We start from the raw sequence: 18719 nt of genomic DNA, 5'->3' as shown, positions 1-18719 counted from the left end.
CTCACCCCGCCTTGGGCTTTCGCACCACGGACCTGGCATGGCACAGCCGCCCGCCCAGCAGGAGGCCCACCGCGATCACCGTCGCCGCGTCGACCTCACCGGGCACCGCGACGCCGCCCTGGGCGTACGCGCCGGGTGCGAGGAAGCCGGGCACGCCGACGGGTCGGAACTCGGACGGACCGATGACCAGCACGACGACCAGCTCCGCGACCACTTGGGGACCGACGTTGCTGACCCAGAACGTCGCGAGCCCTCCCGAGCCGTCGGCCTTGGGCCCGATGGCGCCGGACACCACCAGCGCGGGCCCCGCACCGGTGGGCGGTCCACCCGACCTGTCGTGCACGACCGGCCCGTTGACCTGCAGCCTGCCCCGCACCGTCGTGGTACCGCCCGCGTCCACGGTGAGCAGCGGTACCGTCCGGTTGGCCCGGCCCGCGGTGCCGACCACGAACCTGCTCCGGTCGAGCGCGCCCGGCAGCAGCGGTGGTTCCAGCTCGATCCGGGTCTGCGCGGCCTCCCCGGACAACACCTGGTACCACTGCCAGGGCCGTGGCCCCCGGGGTGCGCCGGTCGGCGCCGCCGAGACCAGCACGGCGGGTGCCACCTCGGTGGCGCTGACCGCGTCACGGGCCAGGCACGTGCCGTCCCGGGCGATCTCCAGGGCGCGCACCGGAGGGGGGTCCTCGTCCCGGAAGTCCACGGCGAAGAGCGGGTGCGGGCCCCCGGTGGCGAGCCGCAGCTCGACGCCCGCGGGCGCGGCGACGGTGGCCGCGCCCACCCGTCCACCGCCCGCGGGCAGCTCCTCTTCCTCGTGGCCGCTGCCGTCGTGGACGACCTCCTCGTGCCGGCGCCGCATCTCCACGCGGTAGTGCTGTTCGGTGTTCAGGGTCTCGGCGCGCAACACCTGCCCCTCCCGGTACCGGGGGCGGCGCGGGGTTCGGGGGTCGGTCATGTCCACACCTCACAGCTCTCGATGCGCAGCACCCGGCGGGTCTTGCGGTCGCTCACCAGTCGGACCAGCTCCCCCCGCCTGGCGGTCGGGGGCACGCGGTGGCCCACGTCGTCGCCCTCGGTCCACTCCGACACCACGACCCCCCAGCGGGTGAGCAGCGCGGTCGCCTCCAGCACGTCGATCCCGATGATCCTGTCGAGCAGCAGCTTCCCCTCCGGGTCGTGCCGGACCTCCGCGCCGAAGTACCGCCGGATGAGGGGGTTGACCTCGATCCCGTTGTTCGACCTGGTCAGGCGGGCGAGGGGGACGACGTCCGGGTCCTGGTCGGCCTTCGCGGGGTCGAGCGCGATCGGCTCGTAGTACTCGACGATGCGGGAATGGCGGTCGCCCTCCTCCTGCCGCTCCACCTTCCCGCAGGGGTCGACCGGTCGCTGTTCGGCACCGGAGACCGGCCGCTCACCCTTCTCCCGGTGCTTGAGGCCGAGGTCGCAGACCTTCACGTTCGGCACGGTGAACGGGACGCTCCCGGTCACCACGATGTCGTCGCCCCTGGCGGTGACCGCCGACCCCGCGGTGATGGTGACCTGGTTCGAGCCGGTGCCCGACACCTCCAGACCTTCGACCACGCCCCAGGCGTGGCGTCGGGCCGCCCGGAGGCTCTTGTCGTGGGCGTACGCGGTGAGGGTGTTCAGGTCCTCTTCGGCGAGCACCTGGCCGAAGAGGAACCTGGGGCGCACGAAGGACCTGCTCATGCCCCTCCCCCGACCTGGAACCAGCTCTCGAAGGTGCCGCCGGCGGCGCCGTTGCCGCTGGGCAGCAGGCCGCCGAGGTGGTTGCCGTCCACCGGCACCCCGTTCTCGTCGAGGATGAAGTCGCACAGCAGCGACACGTGCACCCAGTCGCCGACCTCGGCCCGGACACCGGAGAAGACCGCTGCCTGCTCCCGGGAATCCCAGTGGGGCGGTCGGGACGGCCACAGGGTGCCCGTCTCCTTCCCGATGACGCGCACCCGGAACGTGTGGGCCGAGACGCCGTTGTGCTCGGGGTGCAGCGGCCGGGTGAACCGCACCGACAACCGCCTCTCCGCGTCGAGGTGGACGGTCTTCCCGTGGCTCCAGTTCGTCTCGCCCACCCGGGTCAGCGACCGGGCCGCGCCGCCGCGGGCGATGGGTTCCACGGTGCAGGGTCCCCCGGACTGCCCGCGCTGGACGCGCGCCAACGGCACCAGCCCCTTCTTGCCCACGTCCGCCTCCCAGGTGAGGAACACACCGTCCTGCCAGCGGTTCATCTCGGACGGCGGGGAGGAGGCCGGCGCGGTAGACACGGGAGGGACCGGTTCGATCCCGCTCCTGCGGTACCCCAGGCACAGCACGGACTTCTGCACCGGCACCTGCTTCGACAGCACCGCGTCGGACACCAGGTCGCGGCCGTAGTCGTCGATGCCCACGCCGGGCGAGACCTTCACCCACTCCGACCGGCACGTCGGGTCGTCATGGGGTGTGACGGTGAACCCGGTCACCACGCCGGCCCCGTGCAGGAGCCGGTTGTGCCTGCGGTGCAGGCCGTACAGGTAGTCGGGGTCGGCTTCGAAGTCCCGGGCGGTCATGAACTTGCCGGTGAAGTACCGGTTGCGCTGCGTGGGCTCCGGCGGGGGCACGTCGACCTTGTCCGTCATGGGCTCCCGATCACCTCGCCCCGGCGGGCGCGGCGGGACCGACCAGCGTGTCGAGGCCCACGGCGGACTGGTTCCCCACGACCGTGCCGAACTCGCCGACGATCGTGTCCACGCCCACCGTGGCCTGCCGGTTCACCACGGTCCTCCGGGGCACCGCGACGAGCGTGCAGGAACTGGTGGCCGGGCGCTCCGCGTCGATCACCGCGCGCACCGACTCGACCACCGCCGGGTCCCGCAACCAGGTGGCGGGCAGGTACACCCGGAAGCGGTGGCCGGTGCTGGTGACCGCGTCGCGGTCACGCGCCGGGTCGCCCAGGTCGACGAGCCGGGCCACGCCGACCGTGGAGTACGCGCCGATGCGCAGCCTGCCCACCGCCTCGGGGCTCCACAACCGCACCGGGCTGCCCAGCCGGGCCCGGCCGGGGTTGTCCAGCACCAACCACGGCGTGCTGCCGGCACCCCCGCCCTCCACCACCACGGGGAACCCGGTGCCGCGCACGCCGAGCAGCGCGGCCAGGGCCGAGCGCAGCGCCTCGGGCGTGCCCCGGCGGCGCAGCGACCCGATCCCGGCCGCCAGCAGCCTGCGCTCCGCCTCCGCGGGCCGGCCGGGCGCGGTGACCGGGATGCGGAACCAGCGCGCGAGCGACCGCAGCGGCTCACCGGCCGGGACCGCGCCGGGGTCGAGCAGCGAGGGCAGCGCGCGTGCCCGGCCGACCAGTTCGGCCCAGGTGACGTCCAGCGCGTCGAGGAACCGGTCGAGCAGGTCCCGGCCGGTCTCGTCCGACCGGAACACCGCGGGCAGGAAGTCCATGGCGGACGTCTTCGGGTAGTGCACCCGGACGGCCCGGACCTCCGGTCCCGCGCCCGCCGCCGCGGACAGCCGCAGGCACACCTCCAGGAACCGACCCGGGCGGGCCCTGACGGGCCAGTCCACCGTGACGTCCTCCCGGGCGCCGTCGACCGGGCCGTCCTCGCGCCCGCTGACGACCCAGTCGGGTTCCCGCGGTGGCAGCGGGACGGTCGGGGCGTCCCCGTCCGGCTCGGCCTCCTCCGAAGCGGTCCTCAGCTCGACGGCCGCACCGGCCGGCAGCCGGGCCAGTTCCACTTCGACGCGGCCCCAGGCGCACCGGTTGACGCCGCTGTCGAGCGGGCGGCAGGTCCACGTGCCGACACCGCCACCGGCGGCGAGGGCCAGGTGCTCGCCGGCGATCACGCCCGACGTCGTCGCGCTCCGCCAACCGGTGCGCCGGTCCAGCAGCCAGTGCGTCGGTCCGCTCGGCCTCATCGGCCCTCCCGCGGTGGCTGCTTCACCAGGTCGACGCGCACCGCCCGCAGGTCCGGCAGCGCACCCCGACCGAGCTCCACCTCGTCGGTGACCTGCTTGCCGCCTGCCGTGATCAGCACCCTGGCACCGAACACCCCCCGCACCCGCAGGAGGTCGCGGGTCAGCTCGGCGGACCGCAGCGAATCGCGGAACGCCGCACCGCGCACCACCTCGTGCCGGTCCCGCCTGAACGGGGTGAAGAACGCCCTCACCACCTTGTCGACGTCCTCGCGCACGAGGTCCGGTGACAGCGCCCGCCGTTCCAGGGTGACCGCCACCGCCACCTCCACCGGCAGCAGGCGCGGCTGGCTCACCCACAGCTCGGTGGCGAGCAGCCGGTGGCGGTCGAGGTGCTCGCACACGTCCGACAGCAGCCGCGCGTGCACCGCCGGACCACCGACGTCCGGGTGTGCCGCCACCACCACGGTGACCGCGCCCGGCACCTTCACCCCCGGGTGGCCGGGGTGGGTCTCCGGCAGGGCGACCGCGTCGACGATCCCGCGCACCTCGCGGGCCAGCGCCGCGTAGTCCCCGGCGGTCACCGCCCGCCGCTGGTGGCGCAGCACCGCGGCCGCCTCCGCGCGCAGCTCGTCGAGGGACTGCCGGTCGGTGCCGCCGACGGCGGGCCGGTGGTTGACCACGGAGGTCACCTCGGGCAGTTCGCTCACCAGGGTGGTGACCGTCCTGGCCTGCACGTTGCCCGCCGAACCACCGCCGTGGCGGTACTCGACGGCCACGACCTCGGCCCCCACCGGCGGCACCCGACCCCGGCGGCCGTCGCCGAAGGTCAGCACGCCGTTCGTCGGCTCCAGCACGACGTGCCGGTCGTCCGGCCCGGAGGACAGCAGGTCGTCGCGCACCTCCCACCGCTGCTCCCCGGCTTCTCCGTCGGTCAGTCGGACGGCCACCGCGACGCTGCCCTCGGCGACCGGTCGGTGCAGCAGCCGGTAGGACTCGTCGGGGTGCCCCTCGCTCACGCCCAGCGGCTCCTCCCGGACGGTGACGAGGTTGCGGGCGTGCACGGTGTTCACGGCCGGCGGCGCGATCACGGGTTCCCGGCCCGGCGGGTAGTGCCCGTCGGCCAGGCCGCACCGCAACCAGTACCGGGCCACGCCGATGCCGGTCGGGGCCGTGCTCGGCACGCCCTTCGGCCCGCCGAGCACCAGGTAGCCACCGCGGGTCAGCCGCCCGGTGTCGTCCTCGAACACCGGCAGCGGCCGCCACTCGTGGTCGCCGGGCCTGCCCTCGGCCGCGGTCAGGTACTCCCAGCTCAGCTCCGCGGGCGGGTCCGGGGCGGCGGCCGCGAGCGCCTCCGCGGTCGCCCCCCGCCCCGGCACGGCCACGTGCAGCCGCAGTTCCCGGGGGAAGTCGCCCTTCGGGGTCGATCCGCCCGCGGATCGCGCGCGTGCTCCGAAACCCAGGTACAGGGCGTCCCCGGGCATCGGCTCGCACCCCAGGGGGTGGAACGACGCGGGCGCGGGCTGGTCGGGCCTGCGGATCCACTGGAGCCGGCCCGCGGACTTCACGGCGACGTGGGTCAGCTCGTGGGGCACCAGCGCCAGGTGGTGGTCGGTCTCGAACACCACCTGTTCGCCGCGGTCGTCCGTGGCCGCCGCCCGGGTGCCCTTCGGCACGTCCACCTGCTTGTCCTCGACCGGGTCGAAGGTCAGGTCGACCTCGGCGGGCAGCGCGGGCCGCTGCCGCATCCCGAGCAGCTGGAGGAACTTCAGGTGCGCGAGCTCGGGCACCCGGTTGGTCTCGTACAGCACCGTGTCGGCCAGCCAGCAGAACAGCTCGACCAGCGTGACGCCGGGGTCGCTCGGGTTGAGGTCGGTCCACTCCGGGGCGAACCTCGCGATCCGCCGCAGCGCCTCGGCGATCAGGTCGTCGAAGGACCGGGTGTCCAGGTTGGGCAGGTCGATGCTCACCAGCTGCCCCCGACCGTCCCGACGCCGCCCTCGTCGACGAAGAACGGGTAGACCAGGTTGTGGGCGGCGTTGGTGGCCCGCACCCGGTAGTCGACGCGGACCAGCACGCAGTCGGGGGTGCCCGCGGGCACCTCCACCGCCACGTCCACCAGGTCCACCCTCGGCTCCCAGGCGATGAGCGCCTCGCGGACCTTGGCGATCACCAGGCCGTGCAGCACCGGGGTGTTGGGCTGGAACACCAGGTCGTGGATGGCGCAGCCGAAGTCGGGGCGCATCTGCCGCTCACCGGGCGCCGTGGACAGGATCAGCAGGATGCTCTGCCGCACCTTGTCCGCCCCGGACGACACCCGCAGCCCGGCCGTCTCCCGGCGCACCGGGAACCCCAGCCCCCGGCCCAGCACCCGCACGTCCACCGGTCAGCCCCCGATCCGCACGGTGCCGGTCGCCTGCACGACCGCCGTCGGCAGGGGGACCGGGTCGCCGCAGGTCAGCACCAGGTCGCCGGACCGCGCCGCCGGTCGGCCGTTGATGAACACGGTGAAGCTCGCGAGGAAGACCCTTCCCTCGTTGGTGGGCGGCTTGACGTAGGGCAGGGGCGGGTGCGGCGGTGTGTTGCGCACCGTGCTGCCGAACATCGCGGCGGGCCGCTTCTCGATCTTCACGTTGCGGGACAGCGCCCCGCTCAGCGTTCCCTGGAACGGCAGGGGGACCGGGATCGGCGACGGTGCGCCCGGGGGCTGGACGAGGTGCACGTCCACCCCGACGACCCGGTCTCCCTGCTTGGCGGCTGGTTTGCCCACGGTGGCCCTCCGGCCCTCAGTTGATGTTGACGGTGGCGCCGCGGATGGTGGTGCTCTGCGTGCCGGACGCGGACAGCGTGGTGCCGGCCTTGACCTTGGTCGACGTGGTCGAGCCGACGTCCACGGCGCGACCGGAGATCTTGACGGTGTTGGTGGCGTCGATCGTGACGTCCTTGCCGTTCAACCTGATCGTCCCGGTGCTGCTGACCAGCTCGATGCCGCCGGCGCCCGCCACCACGACCACCTTCTTCCGGGCGCTGTCGATCACCACCCGGCACTGCCCGGTGCGGTCCACCACCTCGATGCGCTCCCGGCCGGCGGTGTCGTCCAGCCGGACGACGTGACCGCTGCGGGAGGTGATGAAGCGCAGGTCGTTCCTGCCCTCGGCATCGCCCTTGGGTGGTCGGTCCTTGTCGTTCCACACGCCGCCCAGCACGTAGGGCGCCCGGGGATCGCCCTGGAGGAAGCCGAGCACGACCTCCTCGCCGACCTCCGGCCGGAAGACCACGCCCCGCCCCCCGCCGGCCATCGGCGTGACCAGGCGGGCCCAGTCGCTGCGGACGTCCGCGCCCAGCTCGGGGTAGCGCACCTTCACGCGGCCGAGCCGCAGCGGGTCGCGGAGGTCGACCACGAGGCCGACCACGAGCCCGAGACCGTCGGTTGTCGCCATGTCCGGCGTTCACCATTCCCGTCGGCAGTCGAAGTGGGTCCGGTAGCCCGACCTGCCGAGCCGGTGCTCGGTGCCGGTGACGTAGTAGATGCCGCTGAACCTCGTGCCCACCTTGCCCACCTCGATGCGGCAGCCCGCCCGGATCTCCGGCAGGCCGACGGTGGACCCGGTCGCGCGCAGCACCTCGGTGCCGAGGGTGCGCAGGCGGCCCAGGGCGCGGTGCTTCGCCTCCCCCGCGCTCGCCACCACCCCCACGGTGATGTCCTCGCGGCCCCGGCGCGCGGCCGCCAGCGCCTGCTTGAGGTCCTTCTCCCGGGGACCGGGCAGTGCGCCGGCGGTCGCGGAGGCGACGATCGGTTCCTTCCTGGACCGGTCCCACCCCCGCACCGTCGCGCCCTCGACCTGCCGGGTGAAGTTCAGGACCGGTTCGAACTCGACCAGGGTGCCGCCGCCCCAGACCAGCTCGTGGACCTCCGTCTTGCCCGCGACGCCGAAGCGCAGCAGGTCGCCCTGCTCCACCCACAGCTCGTAGCCCGCGCGCCTGGCCAGGCCGAGCAGGAACACCACGTCGTACTCGTTGTCCTGCAACACGTACGGGTGCACCGGACCGTCGACCGGGGTGGTCCTGATCCGGACGCCCAGCCGCTTGGCGACCTTCTTCGCGATGGCGTCGTCGGTCATCTTCTCGTAGACCGCCGTGCGGCGGACGTCCCTCAGGCGGTGCAGGACGTCGACCGCGGTCACCGTGAGGGTGGGCAGCCCGTCGGCCGGCAGGTGGGTCCTGGCCACGGTGATCTCGCCGGCGAGCATCGTGGTCAGCTCCCCGGCGCCCCGGTAGCCGAGGGACAGCGCGAGGCCCTTGCCCGGGAGGAAGTCCTTGGCATCGCTGTACTTCGGCGTCCTCGTCGTCTCGTCCCAGTTGACGAGCGTGACGGTGAAGCTGTCGATCCGGTCGATCCCGTCGGTGAAGGTCACGTCGACGACGTCGCGCAGGACGGACTCCCCCATCGGCCCCCTCTCACCCCTGAGCCCCAGGTCCGGGACGAAGAAGGCCCGGTCGTCGCGCGCCGCACCCCTGCTCACCGCGCCGCCCCCTCGGTGGAGGGCAGCGGCGGCAGCTCCAGCACCGTGCCCGGCGCCGGGCGGCGCGGGTCGACCCGCGGGTTGTGCTCGGCGATCACCCGCCAGTGCCGCGCGTCGTCGTAGGCGTGGGACGCGATGGTCGTCATCGTCTCGCCGCGCCGGACGACCCACGTCTTCGTCCGGTCGGGGGAAGCGGTCTTCTTCGCCTTCTCGCTGTTCTCCGCCCCGACCTCCCGCATCGTCAGCGTCACCTCCGCCCGCAACGGGACCCCGTCGGCGTTGAACAGGGTGAACCGCTGGCGCAGCCGGGTCGCGACCGCGCGGAGCTTCAGGCCCGTCCCCCACGTCACCTGGAACTGGGGCACGGCGTGCGTGTGCCGGTCCACCCTCATCAGCCGGTCCACCCGCTCGGTCCGCGTCGTGACGGCCACGGCGTCGCGGCCGAGGCCCTCGCGCGTGGTGTCGAAGAGCAGGTCGAGCGTCAGGTCCTCGTTGCCGACGCCGACGTACTGCTGGAGGGGCTTCTGGCTGTGGCGCTTCCTGCTCCACACGTCGTTCTCCTTGGCCAGGGTGTACTCGGTCGGGTTGAAGTCCGCGTCGAACGCGTACCCCGGGTTGCCGAACACCTCGAAGTGCAGCTTGGTCAGCGACATCCGCTCACTCCGCCGAGCCCGCGGCGAGGGCGTCCGCCCCGATCCGCGTCGCGTCGGCCACCTGCTCGGCGTCGCGCCGGTCCCGCGCCAACCGCTCCCGCACCAGCTCAACCAGCCGGTCCAGCTGCTCCTCGCTCCACTCGCCCCCGACGGCGTCGCCGTCCGCGGTGCGCACCCGGCTGACCAGGTTGTCGATGTGCAGCGGCACAACCCTCACCTCACTCGTTTCACGCCCGTGTGGGCCAGTTCCACCGTCTCCACCGCGACCGCGCTGCGCGTCGCGTCCAACTCCGGCCCGACCCAGGCGACGGGCCACGCCTGGAGCACCTGCCACTCGGCCACCACGTCGGTGCCGTTCTCCGCCCACAGCAGGATCGAGCAGGTCTGCCAGTTCGAACGGCCGGCGGTCCACGCCGAGTACCACTCCCACAGCCGCTGACCGGCCAACCCGCGGCGCAGCCGGATGTCGTTCTGGCGCTGGCGGGTCGGCAGGCGGTGCACGTAGGTGTTCAGCCCGCCTTCCACCACGTCGTGGGTCTCGACGCGCACCTGGAGCCCGCTGCACTCGCTGAAGCCGCCCATCGCCATCGGGCCGACCTTCACCTCGAACCGGAACGCGAGGAACGGGTAGTGCCGTGCCGTCACATCACCCTCCCGGCTGCTTCTCGGTCAGCACGCCGGCCGGGCTGCGGACCAGGCGCAGGACCAGCCGTTCCGCGGACTGCGGCGGGAGCACCGCCACCAGGCAGGTGATCTTCCCCCTGGCCAGCTCGACCGGCGGGTTGACGGTGTGGTCGCACCGCACCGAGTACGCCGCCTCGGGCGTGGGACCGGCGAGCCGGCCGGACCGCCAGGCGTCCTCCAGCACGCCGTGGACGACGCGTTCCACGTCGCCGCACACGCTCAGCGATGCCTTCTCGAAGACGAGCCACGCGGTGCCGCGCCGGATCTGCTCCTCCAGCGCCGACATCAGGCGACGCACGTTGAGGCGTCGCAGGGGTGAGTCGGCGGGAGCCAGCGTGCGGTTGCCCAGCACCCGGACGCCGCGGTTCGCCCGGAGCACGTTCACCCCGTTGTGGTTCAGCTCGCCGTGCGTCACGTCGTCCACCTCGGCCGCGGTGTCCACGGCCAGCTTCAGGACTTCGCCGGCCGGGGCCTTGTGCACGCCGACCGCGCTGTCGCCCGCCGCGCAGACCCCGGCGACGTGGCCGCTGGGCGGGACCACCGTGCCGCCGCCCGCCGTGCCGTCCGGTGCCACGATCCACGGGTGGTAGAGGGCCGCGAACGGCGAGCGGAACCCGGCCCGCCACGCCAGCACCGCGGCCCGGTCCGCGGGCTTGCCGCGCTCGTCGAACCGCGGTGCGTCCAGCAGCGCCACGCGGTCCTGGCGCTCCGCGCAGTGCCGCACCACCTGGCGCTGCACCCACGCCGCGGTCCTCCACCCGAACTCGGCCCGCACCGGGCCCGCCGCCTTCGGGTCGTCGGGGCCCCGGTGCGGGCACCGCCGGCGCGGCCTCCGCCACCGCGTCGACGAGGGCGACCAGCAGTCGGGGACGCTGACCAGCGACACGTCGTCCACCCCGTCCAGGGCCTCGACGCCCCAACCGCGCTCGTCGTCGGCGAAGTGCTCCGGGCGCAAGCGGCGGAGCCCGTCGTCACCCCGGCTCAGCCGGCCGTCCCGGGTGCGCGGCCCGCCGTCCGCGGGCCGGTCCTCCTCCCACCAGGACGCGGCCACCAGGCGCGAGCCCTTGACGGGGTCGTTGAGGACGGCCACCGCGTCGCGATCGCCGGCGGTCGACCCGTCCGACAGCCCGTGCCACGCCTCGACCACGTCGCCCCGGCGCAACCGGAGGCCGAACAGCCCACCGGCCTCCGGCTCCACCCGGTACCGCACCTGGTTGCCCCACTCGCCCGGGCTGCTCGCCCCCAGCCGGAGGCACCGCGAGGTCACGCCGACCCGCACCCGGTCCCACGCCGGACCGGCCGCGACCGGGTCCGCGACGCGGACCACCCAGCACCGCCGTCCGCCGTTGGCGAAGAACCCCTCGACGGCGTAGGCCAGGTAGGCGTGCGGGAGCCGGGTGCCGAACACACCGCGGAACTGGTCCCAGTTGTCCACCCGCACCGCCTGGTGCAGCGGGCCCCGTTCGGCGATCCCCACGAAGCCGGCCACGTCGGTGGGCACGGCGTCGCGGAACTGCGGCGCCGCGTCCAGCCACTCCACCCCGACGCCGGGAACCCGGTCGGCCCCCAACGGGTCGGACCGCACCGGCACGACCTGGCCCTCGCTCATGCCGGCCGCCTACTTCGCGTCCAGTTCGAGGGTCTCCACGACCAGGATCAGCTCCTCGATGGCGACCTCGCTGCCGGTGCCGTTGAAGTTCGGCGCGGAGTACTGGCGCGGCCAGGCGGCGGTGAACTTCCACGTCAGCGCCGGCTTGCCCCCCTCGTCGTTGAGCACGATGCTGCCGGTGCGCCGCACCGTCTTGCCCTGCAACACCGTCTGCCGCCACTGCCACAGCTCCTTGTTCGTGGTGAAGCCCCGGCGCAGCGTGATGTCACCGAACTTCTTCAACCCGGGCAGCTTGAGCAGCTTGGGGTCGGTGTTGCCCTCGCGGTACTCGATGACGTCCTGCTCGGTGTTCGCCCCCGTGCACTCGGAGAAACCGTGCGAGCCGCCCAGCCCGTCGATGTTCAGGGTGAAGTTGAACGCGGCGAACGGGTCGAGCCGCTTGCCGGTCTCTGCCATCGTCGTGCCTCCTGTCTAGAAGCTGTCCGGAAGCGGGATCAGCCTGCCGCCTCGATCGTTTTCTGGGAGAACCGAAGGATCACGAACTCGGCCGGGCGCACCGGGGCGAGGCCGATCAGGCAGTAGAGCCGCCCGCCGAGGATGTCCGCCTGCGACATCGTGCTGCGGTCGCAGCGGATGAAGTACGCCTGCTCCTTGCTGTCGCCCATCAGCGCGCCGTCCCGCCAGACCTGCTCCAGGAAGGCGTCGACGGTCCGCCGCAGGCGTGCCCACGTGGGCTCGGAGTTCGGTTCGAACACCACCCACTGCGAGCCCCGGTTCACCGACTCCTCGACGAAGTTGAACAGGCGGCGCACGTTGACGTACATCCACTCCTGGTGCGCCCAGGTGGTCCTGGCGCCCCAGACCCGCACCCCCCGGCCCGCGGCCCGGAAGTCGCGGATCACGTTGACCCCCACCGGGTTCAGGGTGTCGTGCTGCCCCTTGGAGACGGTGAACTCCAGCGGTCCCTCGCCCGGGCGGACGTCCTCGGTGAGGATGCCCCGCAACTCGTAGTTCGCCGGTGCCTTGTGCACGCCCCGCGTCGTGTCGTTGAAGGCGTACAGGCCCGCGACGAACCCGCTCGGCGGCACCAGCACCGGTTGCCCGGTCATCGGGTTGAGCGTCCGCACGTGCGGGTAGTAGATGGCGGCGTAGTCCGAGCGCGGGAAGAGGTACGGCTTGGCCGCCTTGCCGTCGAACCCGCGCTTGCCCCGTTCCACGTCGAGGATGGCGAACCGGTTCTTCAGCTTCTCGCACTGCTCGATCATCGCGCCGACCACCTTCCCGCGGATCGCCTGCATCGCCGGGTTCACCGCGTCGGGCACGGCCAGCAGGGCGATGTCGTCCACCGCGGCCAGGGCGGCCAAGCCCGTGGCGCCCTTGTTCGCATCGGCCTTGCCGATGAAGTGGTCGGCGGTGGGCCAGTTCTCGGGTTCCCCCGAGATGCCGAGGAAGCGGAAGTCGTCGAACGGTTCCAGGGCCGCGGTCGGGGTCTTCGGCCAGTCCAGGGTGATGATCTGGGACCCCGTGTTGACCAGGCTCGGCGCGAACTGCGACTTGGTGGGGTCGGTGACGAGCTCGTCGAAGTCCTCGATGACGGTGGCACCCGCGGCCTTGGCCTCGTCGATCGGCTCACCGGGTTTGACGGTGAAGTAGAGGACCTGCAACCGGAAGGCGTTCGGGTTCAAGGTGGCCCTCTGCACGCGCACCGCGATCCGCTTGCCCCAGTCACCGGGGCCGACCGCCCTGACCCTCGGTCCGCCCTCGCCGAATCGCAGCTCCGCCACGTCGACGGAGAACGTCACCCGCGCGATGTACGCCCGCAGCCCGCCGTTGGCGAAGAAACCCTGCACCGATATGGGCAGCAGGTACCTCTCCGGGTCGAAGACGCCCCCGTACCACCGTTCGAACTCGGGCCACGAGGTGACCAGCGTCGCGGCGGTCGGGCCGCGCTCGGTCAGACCGGCGAACCCGGCCGTGCTCGTGCCGACTCCTTCGATGGGCACCACGTCAGCGGGAAGCTCTTCGACGTAGGTGCCGGGAGACAGGTATTCGGGCATCTGTTCGCTCCTCAGGCCGAATCGGGTCGGGACGTGGGCGAGGCGGCCGGCTCCGCCCCGATCCCGATCCCGCGTCGTTCGAACGGGCCGACAACGGGCGCGCCGGACGAGTTGTCCATGGCGGCGTAGAACGCGCTGGCGTCCAGCACCCGGTGCACCGGTTCGATGCACTCGCTCGCGATCTTGACCATGCGCACCAGGTACGCGGCGGACAGGCGGTAGGGGTTGCCCAACGCGCTCCAGATGCCGGTCATCTCCGCCATGTCCGGGGTCACGAGGGCGACGCGGATCTCGTCGAAGTCGTCGGCCCCCGTCTTGCTGAGGTGGATGACCGGGTGGTCGTACAGGATCTGCAAGGTCCTGCCCAACAGCACCTGGTCGTTCTCCTCCGAGGAGGTCAAGGGGGTGATCAGGTAGTGCAGGTCCACGGCGAGCGGGGCGTGCCGCTGTTCCCGGAACCCTTCCGCGATCGGCGGGGCGTTGCGCAGGAACTCGCTCTCCGAGACCCGGTACAACCACAGCGACAGGCGCCGGGCGGGATCCCTGGCGGCCTGGGACGGATCGCTGCACACCACACCGCCCTCACCGCCGACCAGGCTGCCCACCTGGGGGTCGGCCCGGTACTGCTCCACCAGCAGCGACCGCAACGCGTGGCTGACCAGGTTCAGAGCGAGGTGACCGCGCCCCACTCGGACACCTCTTCGTCGGACTGCGCCTCGGGGTCCACCTGCGGGACCTCGTCCTTGGTCTGCTGCTGCCAGCGCCGCAGGAGCACCGCGATCCTGTCCTTGGTGAGGTCTTCCTTGAGGAGCTTGTCGTACTGCTGGACCTTGCCCTGGAGATCGGCCTCTTGCGCCGACGCGGTGGTCAGCGCCTTCCGCGCCGCCACGACCGCGGCCCACTTCTTCATCAGGTCGTCCAGGTAGTCGCCGGGGAAGGGGACGCGGACCTCGGCTTCGTCGAACTGCCGGACGATCTCGACGGCCGTGGCGTACACCTCGAAAGGCGGTTTGTTGTTGACGCTGCCCGCGATCCCGTCCGCGAGCCCTTTGAGGTACTTGTGCTTGACGGTCAAGGTCGCCGACAGCTTGATCGAGTCGTCGAATTCGTCCTGCCTCTCCTTCAACGCCTCCGCCAGCTTCTTCACCTCTCCTTTCTTTTGGTCCAGCGAATTGCGGGCGGCGGCCAGGTCCTTGCGCGCCTGCCCGATCTCGGCCTTGAGCTCCTCGATCAGCCTGTCGGCGTCGTCCGCCTTCTCCCCGAGGGCGAGCCGGTAGTCCGGCAGCGAACACTTGACGCTCGAAAGGATTTCCCGCAGCTTCGCGTTGTACTTGCCCTTGACGTACTCGCCGTGCTGCTTGGCGATCTCCTGGCGCTCCTTCTGCAACTTGGCCAGGGCCGCCTTCAGGTCCTCGGCCCGGGACTTCAGGTTCCCGGCCAGGTTGTCGGAGTAGTAGACCAGCTCGGTGAGCTCCCGGATCTCCCGCTCCGGGTCGATTCCGGCGGACTGGTCCGCGCTGCCCTGGTACTCGCGCGCCTCCGGCGCCGACTGTTCCGCCATCTCCGCCACTCGTCTCCCGTCGCCCGAACAGTCGCCGCCCGAATATCCGAACACCGGCAGATGACTACCGGCACCCCGAGGTTGCGCGACAACCCGATGCCGAGGTTTTCAACCGTCTTCTCGGCTTTCGATGCCTCACGATGACGATTCCGATCGTGCACACGCTTCGACAAGATCGCAACGCCGCCGTTCCACGGATCACCGGGATGATGGACCTCGTGGTGATCGCCTGCTGACGCCGGGACAGGATCCCACCCCGCCGACCCCGCCCGTCGGGATCGGATCGCCCGTTTTCGCGGCGGTCCGCCGCACGATCTCGACCGAGAGTGACCGGAATCCGACCTGAAGGAATGACCCGCGTGCCACGGGCGTAACCGCGCGACGGCGTCATCCTGCCGGGTGGGGCCATCAGCCGTGCATTTCATTGTCAACGGCCCCGCTTCCGCCGCCCACCTCGGGGTGATGCCCTCCGCCAATGAGCAGGAATCAAGCCGTCGTCGACGATCGAGCGCGGCTCGCGGGCGGTAATGGCTCTGCCGGGTACCGCTCTTCCGGATACCCGACCGGCACCCGGTCGCGCCGGGAGGCGGTGGAACCCGGCCCGGGACCGATCGGCTCCGGCGGTCGCGGAAGCCGCCGCGCGACGCGGCGGTGCGACGCGGCGGTGCGACGCGGCAGTGCGCCGGGCCGCCCGGGTCAGCGCGAGGTGGCCGCCTGCCCAAGTGGAACCGGCGGCCGGTACGGCCGGGGGTCGTCCCTGGTCGCGTCCACGCGGTCGTGGACGCTGGGGTGGACCTCGTCGCCGTCGCCCGCGGTCCGCCGGTGCCAGCCGAGGCCGAGGAGCGCCCAGGCGGCCTTGTTCGGGTGGATCCGGCCCAGGGCGTGGTCGGCGGGGAGGTCCTGCCCCGGGAGGACGGAGACGTGTTCCCGGTAGGCGTTCCCGTCCACCCTCAGGCCGACCGCCACCGCCTCGTCGACGATCCACTTCAGCGCGATGTCGGCCAGGCGGTGGTCGTCGGGAGGGGTGCCCCCCACGTCGCTGTGCACTCCCGGGAACCACATCTCGCGCAGCCGACCGCCACCGCGGCCGACCTGCGCCGGGTCGAAGCGGTAGTCCTCGTAGTGGCGCCGGCGTTCGTCCAGCGCGAGGGCGTGCCTGCCGCGCCCCACGTTGGGCAGCTTCCGGGTGAACGGCCAGTGCGCCTGCTCGTACCGGGCGCGCCAGTTGAGCCACCCCACGCTCTTCACCGTGTCCCAGACGCCCAGGAACTCGACCTGCCGGCCGAGCCGGGGTGGGAAGTCCGGGTTGCCGAACCTGGCCTCGAACCTCGTGCACAGGTCCCAGAACGCCCGCTCCTGCTCCTCGGTCCGCTTCCGGTTGCCGCCGCGGGTGTAGAGCTTGAGCGCGTAGGGCACCAGGTTGTCCGCCCCGGGCCGCAGCAGGCCGACCGTCCTGATCATCCCGACCAGGGCCCGCGCGGTGTAGGCGCCGCGGCTGAACCCGAACACGTAGATCCGGTCGCCCCGCCGGTAGTGGTGCACGAGGAACCGGTACGCGTCCTCGACCTTGTCCTTGATGCCGAAGCCGACCACCAGCCCGGCGAACCGGGTGAGCGCCTTGCCGAACCGGGTGGCGGCGGCCCGCGACCCCATCGTCCCCACGCCGGGGTCGTAGTACACCAGCTGCCGCTCGTCCTTGACCGCGAGGTCGAAAACGCGCGCCACGTTCGTGGTGCCGGTCTCCGGCTCGTTGCGCGTTCCGTCCAGGCAGAGCACGAGAGCGCGACCTGCCGGTCGGTCGTCGGCGGGTGGTGCGCTCACGGGCTTTCCTCCTCCGTGCACGGCGAGTCGGGCCCAACTATTCCGCCCCGCGCGCACGGCGGCGCCCGGCGTCGCCCGAACGTGTGCGGTGCCAGGCGATGGACACCTCGTCGGTCCCTCGTCGCGGTGATTGTGACCACGCCGACGATCGGGAATCCTGAGCAGATGCCGAGCGGGCACGAACATCCTTCCCGCCAGACCTCCGGTGGCGGGCCGGGCAAGGCGGTGCGGGACGAGGGCGCGAGCCCGGGACGGCAGTCCCCCGCCGTTCCGGTCCTTCCCGCGGACGCGCGGCACCGCATGCGCCACCTGCTCGGGAGCGACCTCGCCCCACCGGTCGGCCAAGGCGCCGGGAAACGACCGCGGGAAGCCGAACCGGACCCCGCGGCGGAGGCGACCAAGAAGCCGAGGACCCTCCGGTCCCTGACGCAGGGCGGAGGCACCTCGGCCTCCGCCGTCTACGACTGGAGGTCACCGACCGGCTTCGTAGGCAACCAGCCGAAGGACGGCGAGTGCACCGACGTCGAGGAACTGGGGAGGAGAAGGGTCATCCGCCCCGTCGGGCCGGGAGAGGAGGGCGGGGAGAACGGCCTCTCCCAAGCGCTCGTCGACATGCTGGAGGCCCATGGGATGGACGCCGACTCGGACTGGGTCAAGGGTCACCTGGAGAACGACAACCTCGGCGGTCCCGGCACCTCCGCGAACCTCACCCCGCTAACCAGGAAGGCCAACGGGAGCTACCTGGGGAAGGTCGAGGCCCCGGTCAAGAAGGCCATCGAGCGACTGCGCCAGCTGAAGGAGGGCAAGACGGTCAAGGGGCTGGAGGAGGTGGAGGAGATCAAGATCCTTTTCGACGTCGAGGTCAGCCCCGAGTTGATGTTCCCGGACTCCGAGGTCGACTGCGAGAAGTCGATCAGGGAGTACATCAAGATCGACGTCCGCTACCACTGCCCGGAGCTCTCGGAGACGACGAAGGAGATCCTGAACGGGTTGTTCGAGCTGACCAAGTTGCCCTTGCCCGAACTCCCGCCACGCGGCATCAGGATGAACCCCGTCACGGGGGAGTTCACGCCGCAGTGGACGCCGAACCCCAAGGGCGCGCGGTTCTGATCGCCACCCGCCGGTGCGGCCGACCGGGCAGGTTCCCGGGAGCGCCCGGCGCCGGGTCGTCGAGCAGTACCGGTGTCCGCGGCTTCCGGCGTCGCGCAGGGCAACTCGACGGCCGCGCCGGATCAGAACTCGTACCGCACGAGGTCGGCTTTCCCGTCTCCGGACGTCCACTGGACGATCGGCTTGCCGGGAGCCGGCGGGGGTTGGGGCGCCACCACCTTGCCGGAGTCCTTGTTCAGGAGCTGTTGCTGTTTCGTCCACTTCCAGTAGTAACCGGTGTGCGTGCCGCAGGGCCACGCGAAGACGTTCGCCGAGCCACTACCGCTCGGAATGGCCAGGCACATGTCCTTCCGGGACTTGTTCTGCAGCCGGAAGTAGCCCTGGCCGTCGGACTTCCCCTGGATCCAGAGCTGGTGGTCGTTCTTGCTGTTCCGCTTCTCCACCGTCACGTCCGTGTTGGTGGCGGCCAGCGTGAACGCGAAGGAAGCATCGACCTTCGGTCGGATCGAGTAAGGACGTTGCTGGACCATCCGCTCGGCACCGACATCGGCGTCGGATGCGGATGCGGTGGTGATCGCCGTCGTCAGCGACAGGGCGATGATCAAGACCAGCGTCAACGCGCGGCCTGGTTTCCTCGTCATGCCCATGACGATAAGCGGGCGCCGTCGGAGGGCTGTCGGTCGCGGCGCTTGTTCACGCTGACGGGGCTAAGCGTCACCGACCTCGGCGCTGCGGCGATTCCGAACGGTCACCGGTAGGGGGTGGCCCAGCCCTGAGGCCGGGGGTGAACGC

The 18719-nt window shown here is 72.0% G+C and carries 20 protein-coding genes; 1 reads left to right on the top strand and 19 read right to left on the bottom strand.

What is annotated here, in order from left to right; all coding sequences use genetic code 11:
* Position 1: 1 nt before the first annotated feature.
* From EKG83_RS15460 to EKG83_RS15380, 18 genes are all read right to left on the bottom strand, one after another.
* Positions 2–952 (bottom strand): hypothetical protein, encoded by a 951-nt coding sequence (locus tag EKG83_RS15460; protein ID WP_033433176.1) that lies wholly within the window; start codon positions 950–952, stop codon positions 2–4.
* The gene (locus EKG83_RS15455) at positions 949–1704 is read right to left on the bottom strand and encodes a hypothetical protein (protein ID WP_033433177.1); all 756 of its coding nucleotides are present in this window, start codon (positions 1702–1704) and stop codon (positions 949–951) included. Before EKG83_RS15455 ends, EKG83_RS15460 begins: the two co-directional genes overlap by 4 nt.
* Positions 1701–2627, bottom strand: a complete 927-nt coding sequence (locus EKG83_RS15450; protein ID WP_033433178.1) for a hypothetical protein — start codon at positions 2625–2627, stop codon at positions 1701–1703. Before EKG83_RS15450 ends, EKG83_RS15455 begins: the two co-directional genes overlap by 4 nt.
* A 10-nt stretch (positions 2628–2637) precedes the next feature.
* A complete protein-coding gene (locus tag EKG83_RS15445) occupies positions 2638–3912 on the bottom strand; it encodes a phage tail protein (protein ID WP_033433179.1) in 1275 nt (424 codons plus the stop codon).
* Entirely contained in the window at positions 3909–5879 is a 1971-nt protein-coding gene (locus EKG83_RS15440; RefSeq protein WP_033433180.1) for a putative baseplate assembly protein, read from the bottom strand. Before EKG83_RS15440 ends, EKG83_RS15445 begins: the two co-directional genes overlap by 4 nt.
* On the bottom strand, positions 5876–6292 hold the full coding sequence (locus tag EKG83_RS15435; RefSeq protein ID WP_033433181.1) for a GPW/gp25 family protein: 417 nt from the start codon (positions 6290–6292) through the stop codon (positions 5876–5878). The genes EKG83_RS15440 and EKG83_RS15435 overlap by 4 nt, the downstream gene beginning before the upstream one ends.
* Positions 6293–6295: 3 nt before the next feature.
* Complete coding sequence (locus tag EKG83_RS15430) at positions 6296–6679, bottom strand: PAAR domain-containing protein (protein WP_033433182.1); 384 nt, start codon at positions 6677–6679, stop codon at positions 6296–6298.
* Positions 6680–6695: 16 nt separating this feature from the next.
* Positions 6696–7349: a phage baseplate assembly protein V gene (locus tag EKG83_RS15425; RefSeq protein WP_051766416.1), complete on the bottom strand. Its 654-nt coding sequence runs from the start codon at positions 7347–7349 to the stop codon at positions 6696–6698.
* A gap of 9 nt (positions 7350–7358) precedes the next feature.
* Positions 7359–8432, bottom strand: coding sequence for a phage late control D family protein (locus EKG83_RS15420; protein WP_033433183.1), 1074 nt, complete (start codon positions 8430–8432; stop codon positions 7359–7361).
* Positions 8429–9085, bottom strand: coding sequence for a CIS tube protein (locus tag EKG83_RS15415; protein ID WP_033433184.1), 657 nt, complete (start codon positions 9083–9085; stop codon positions 8429–8431). Before EKG83_RS15415 ends, EKG83_RS15420 begins: the two co-directional genes overlap by 4 nt.
* A gap of 4 nt (positions 9086–9089) precedes the next feature.
* Complete coding sequence (locus EKG83_RS15410) at positions 9090–9293, bottom strand: hypothetical protein (RefSeq protein ID WP_033433185.1); 204 nt, start codon at positions 9291–9293, stop codon at positions 9090–9092.
* Positions 9294–9298: 5 nt separating this feature from the next.
* Positions 9299–9730: a phage tail protein gene (locus EKG83_RS15405; protein WP_033433186.1), complete on the bottom strand. Its 432-nt coding sequence runs from the start codon at positions 9728–9730 to the stop codon at positions 9299–9301.
* A gap of 1 nt (position 9731) precedes the next feature.
* Entirely contained in the window at positions 9732–11378 is a 1647-nt protein-coding gene (locus EKG83_RS15400; protein WP_033433187.1) for a phage tail sheath family protein, read from the bottom strand.
* A gap of 9 nt (positions 11379–11387) precedes the next feature.
* Positions 11388–11834 (bottom strand): phage tail protein, encoded by a 447-nt coding sequence (locus EKG83_RS15395; protein ID WP_033433188.1) that lies wholly within the window; start codon positions 11832–11834, stop codon positions 11388–11390.
* Positions 11835–11872: 38 nt separating this feature from the next.
* A complete protein-coding gene (locus EKG83_RS15390) occupies positions 11873–13435 on the bottom strand; it encodes a phage tail sheath family protein (protein WP_033433189.1) in 1563 nt (520 codons plus the stop codon).
* A gap of 11 nt (positions 13436–13446) precedes the next feature.
* Positions 13447–14124, bottom strand: a complete 678-nt coding sequence (locus tag EKG83_RS46880) for a DUF4255 domain-containing protein (RefSeq protein WP_033433190.1) — start codon at positions 14122–14124, stop codon at positions 13447–13449.
* On the bottom strand, positions 14100–14996 hold the full coding sequence (locus EKG83_RS46875) for a hypothetical protein (protein WP_033433191.1): 897 nt from the start codon (positions 14994–14996) through the stop codon (positions 14100–14102). The genes EKG83_RS46880 and EKG83_RS46875 overlap by 25 nt, the downstream gene beginning before the upstream one ends.
* 696 nt (positions 14997–15692) lie before the next feature.
* Entirely contained in the window at positions 15693–16817 is a 1125-nt protein-coding gene (locus tag EKG83_RS15380) for a DUF2235 domain-containing protein (RefSeq protein ID WP_051766418.1), read from the bottom strand.
* Positions 16818–17117: 300 nt separating this feature from the next.
* Here EKG83_RS15380 and EKG83_RS15375 point away from each other — a divergent pair, with 300 nt between their 5' ends.
* Positions 17118–17927, top strand: coding sequence for a DNA/RNA non-specific endonuclease (locus EKG83_RS15375; RefSeq protein ID WP_153278132.1), 810 nt, complete (start codon positions 17118–17120; stop codon positions 17925–17927).
* A 122-nt stretch (positions 17928–18049) separates the two neighbouring features.
* On the opposite strand, the gene EKG83_RS15370 is transcribed toward EKG83_RS15375, so the two are convergent.
* Positions 18050–18568: an RICIN domain-containing protein gene (locus EKG83_RS15370; protein ID WP_170191898.1), complete on the bottom strand. Its 519-nt coding sequence runs from the start codon at positions 18566–18568 to the stop codon at positions 18050–18052.
* Positions 18569–18719 lie beyond the last annotated feature (151 nt).

The sequence above is a fragment of the Saccharothrix syringae genome (assembly GCF_009498035.1).
GTDB classification, from domain to species: Bacteria; Actinomycetota; Actinomycetes; order Mycobacteriales; family Pseudonocardiaceae; genus Actinosynnema; species Actinosynnema syringae.
The sequence above is the reverse complement of the archived record's forward strand: the minus strand, read 5'-3'. Positions and strand labels throughout refer to the sequence as shown.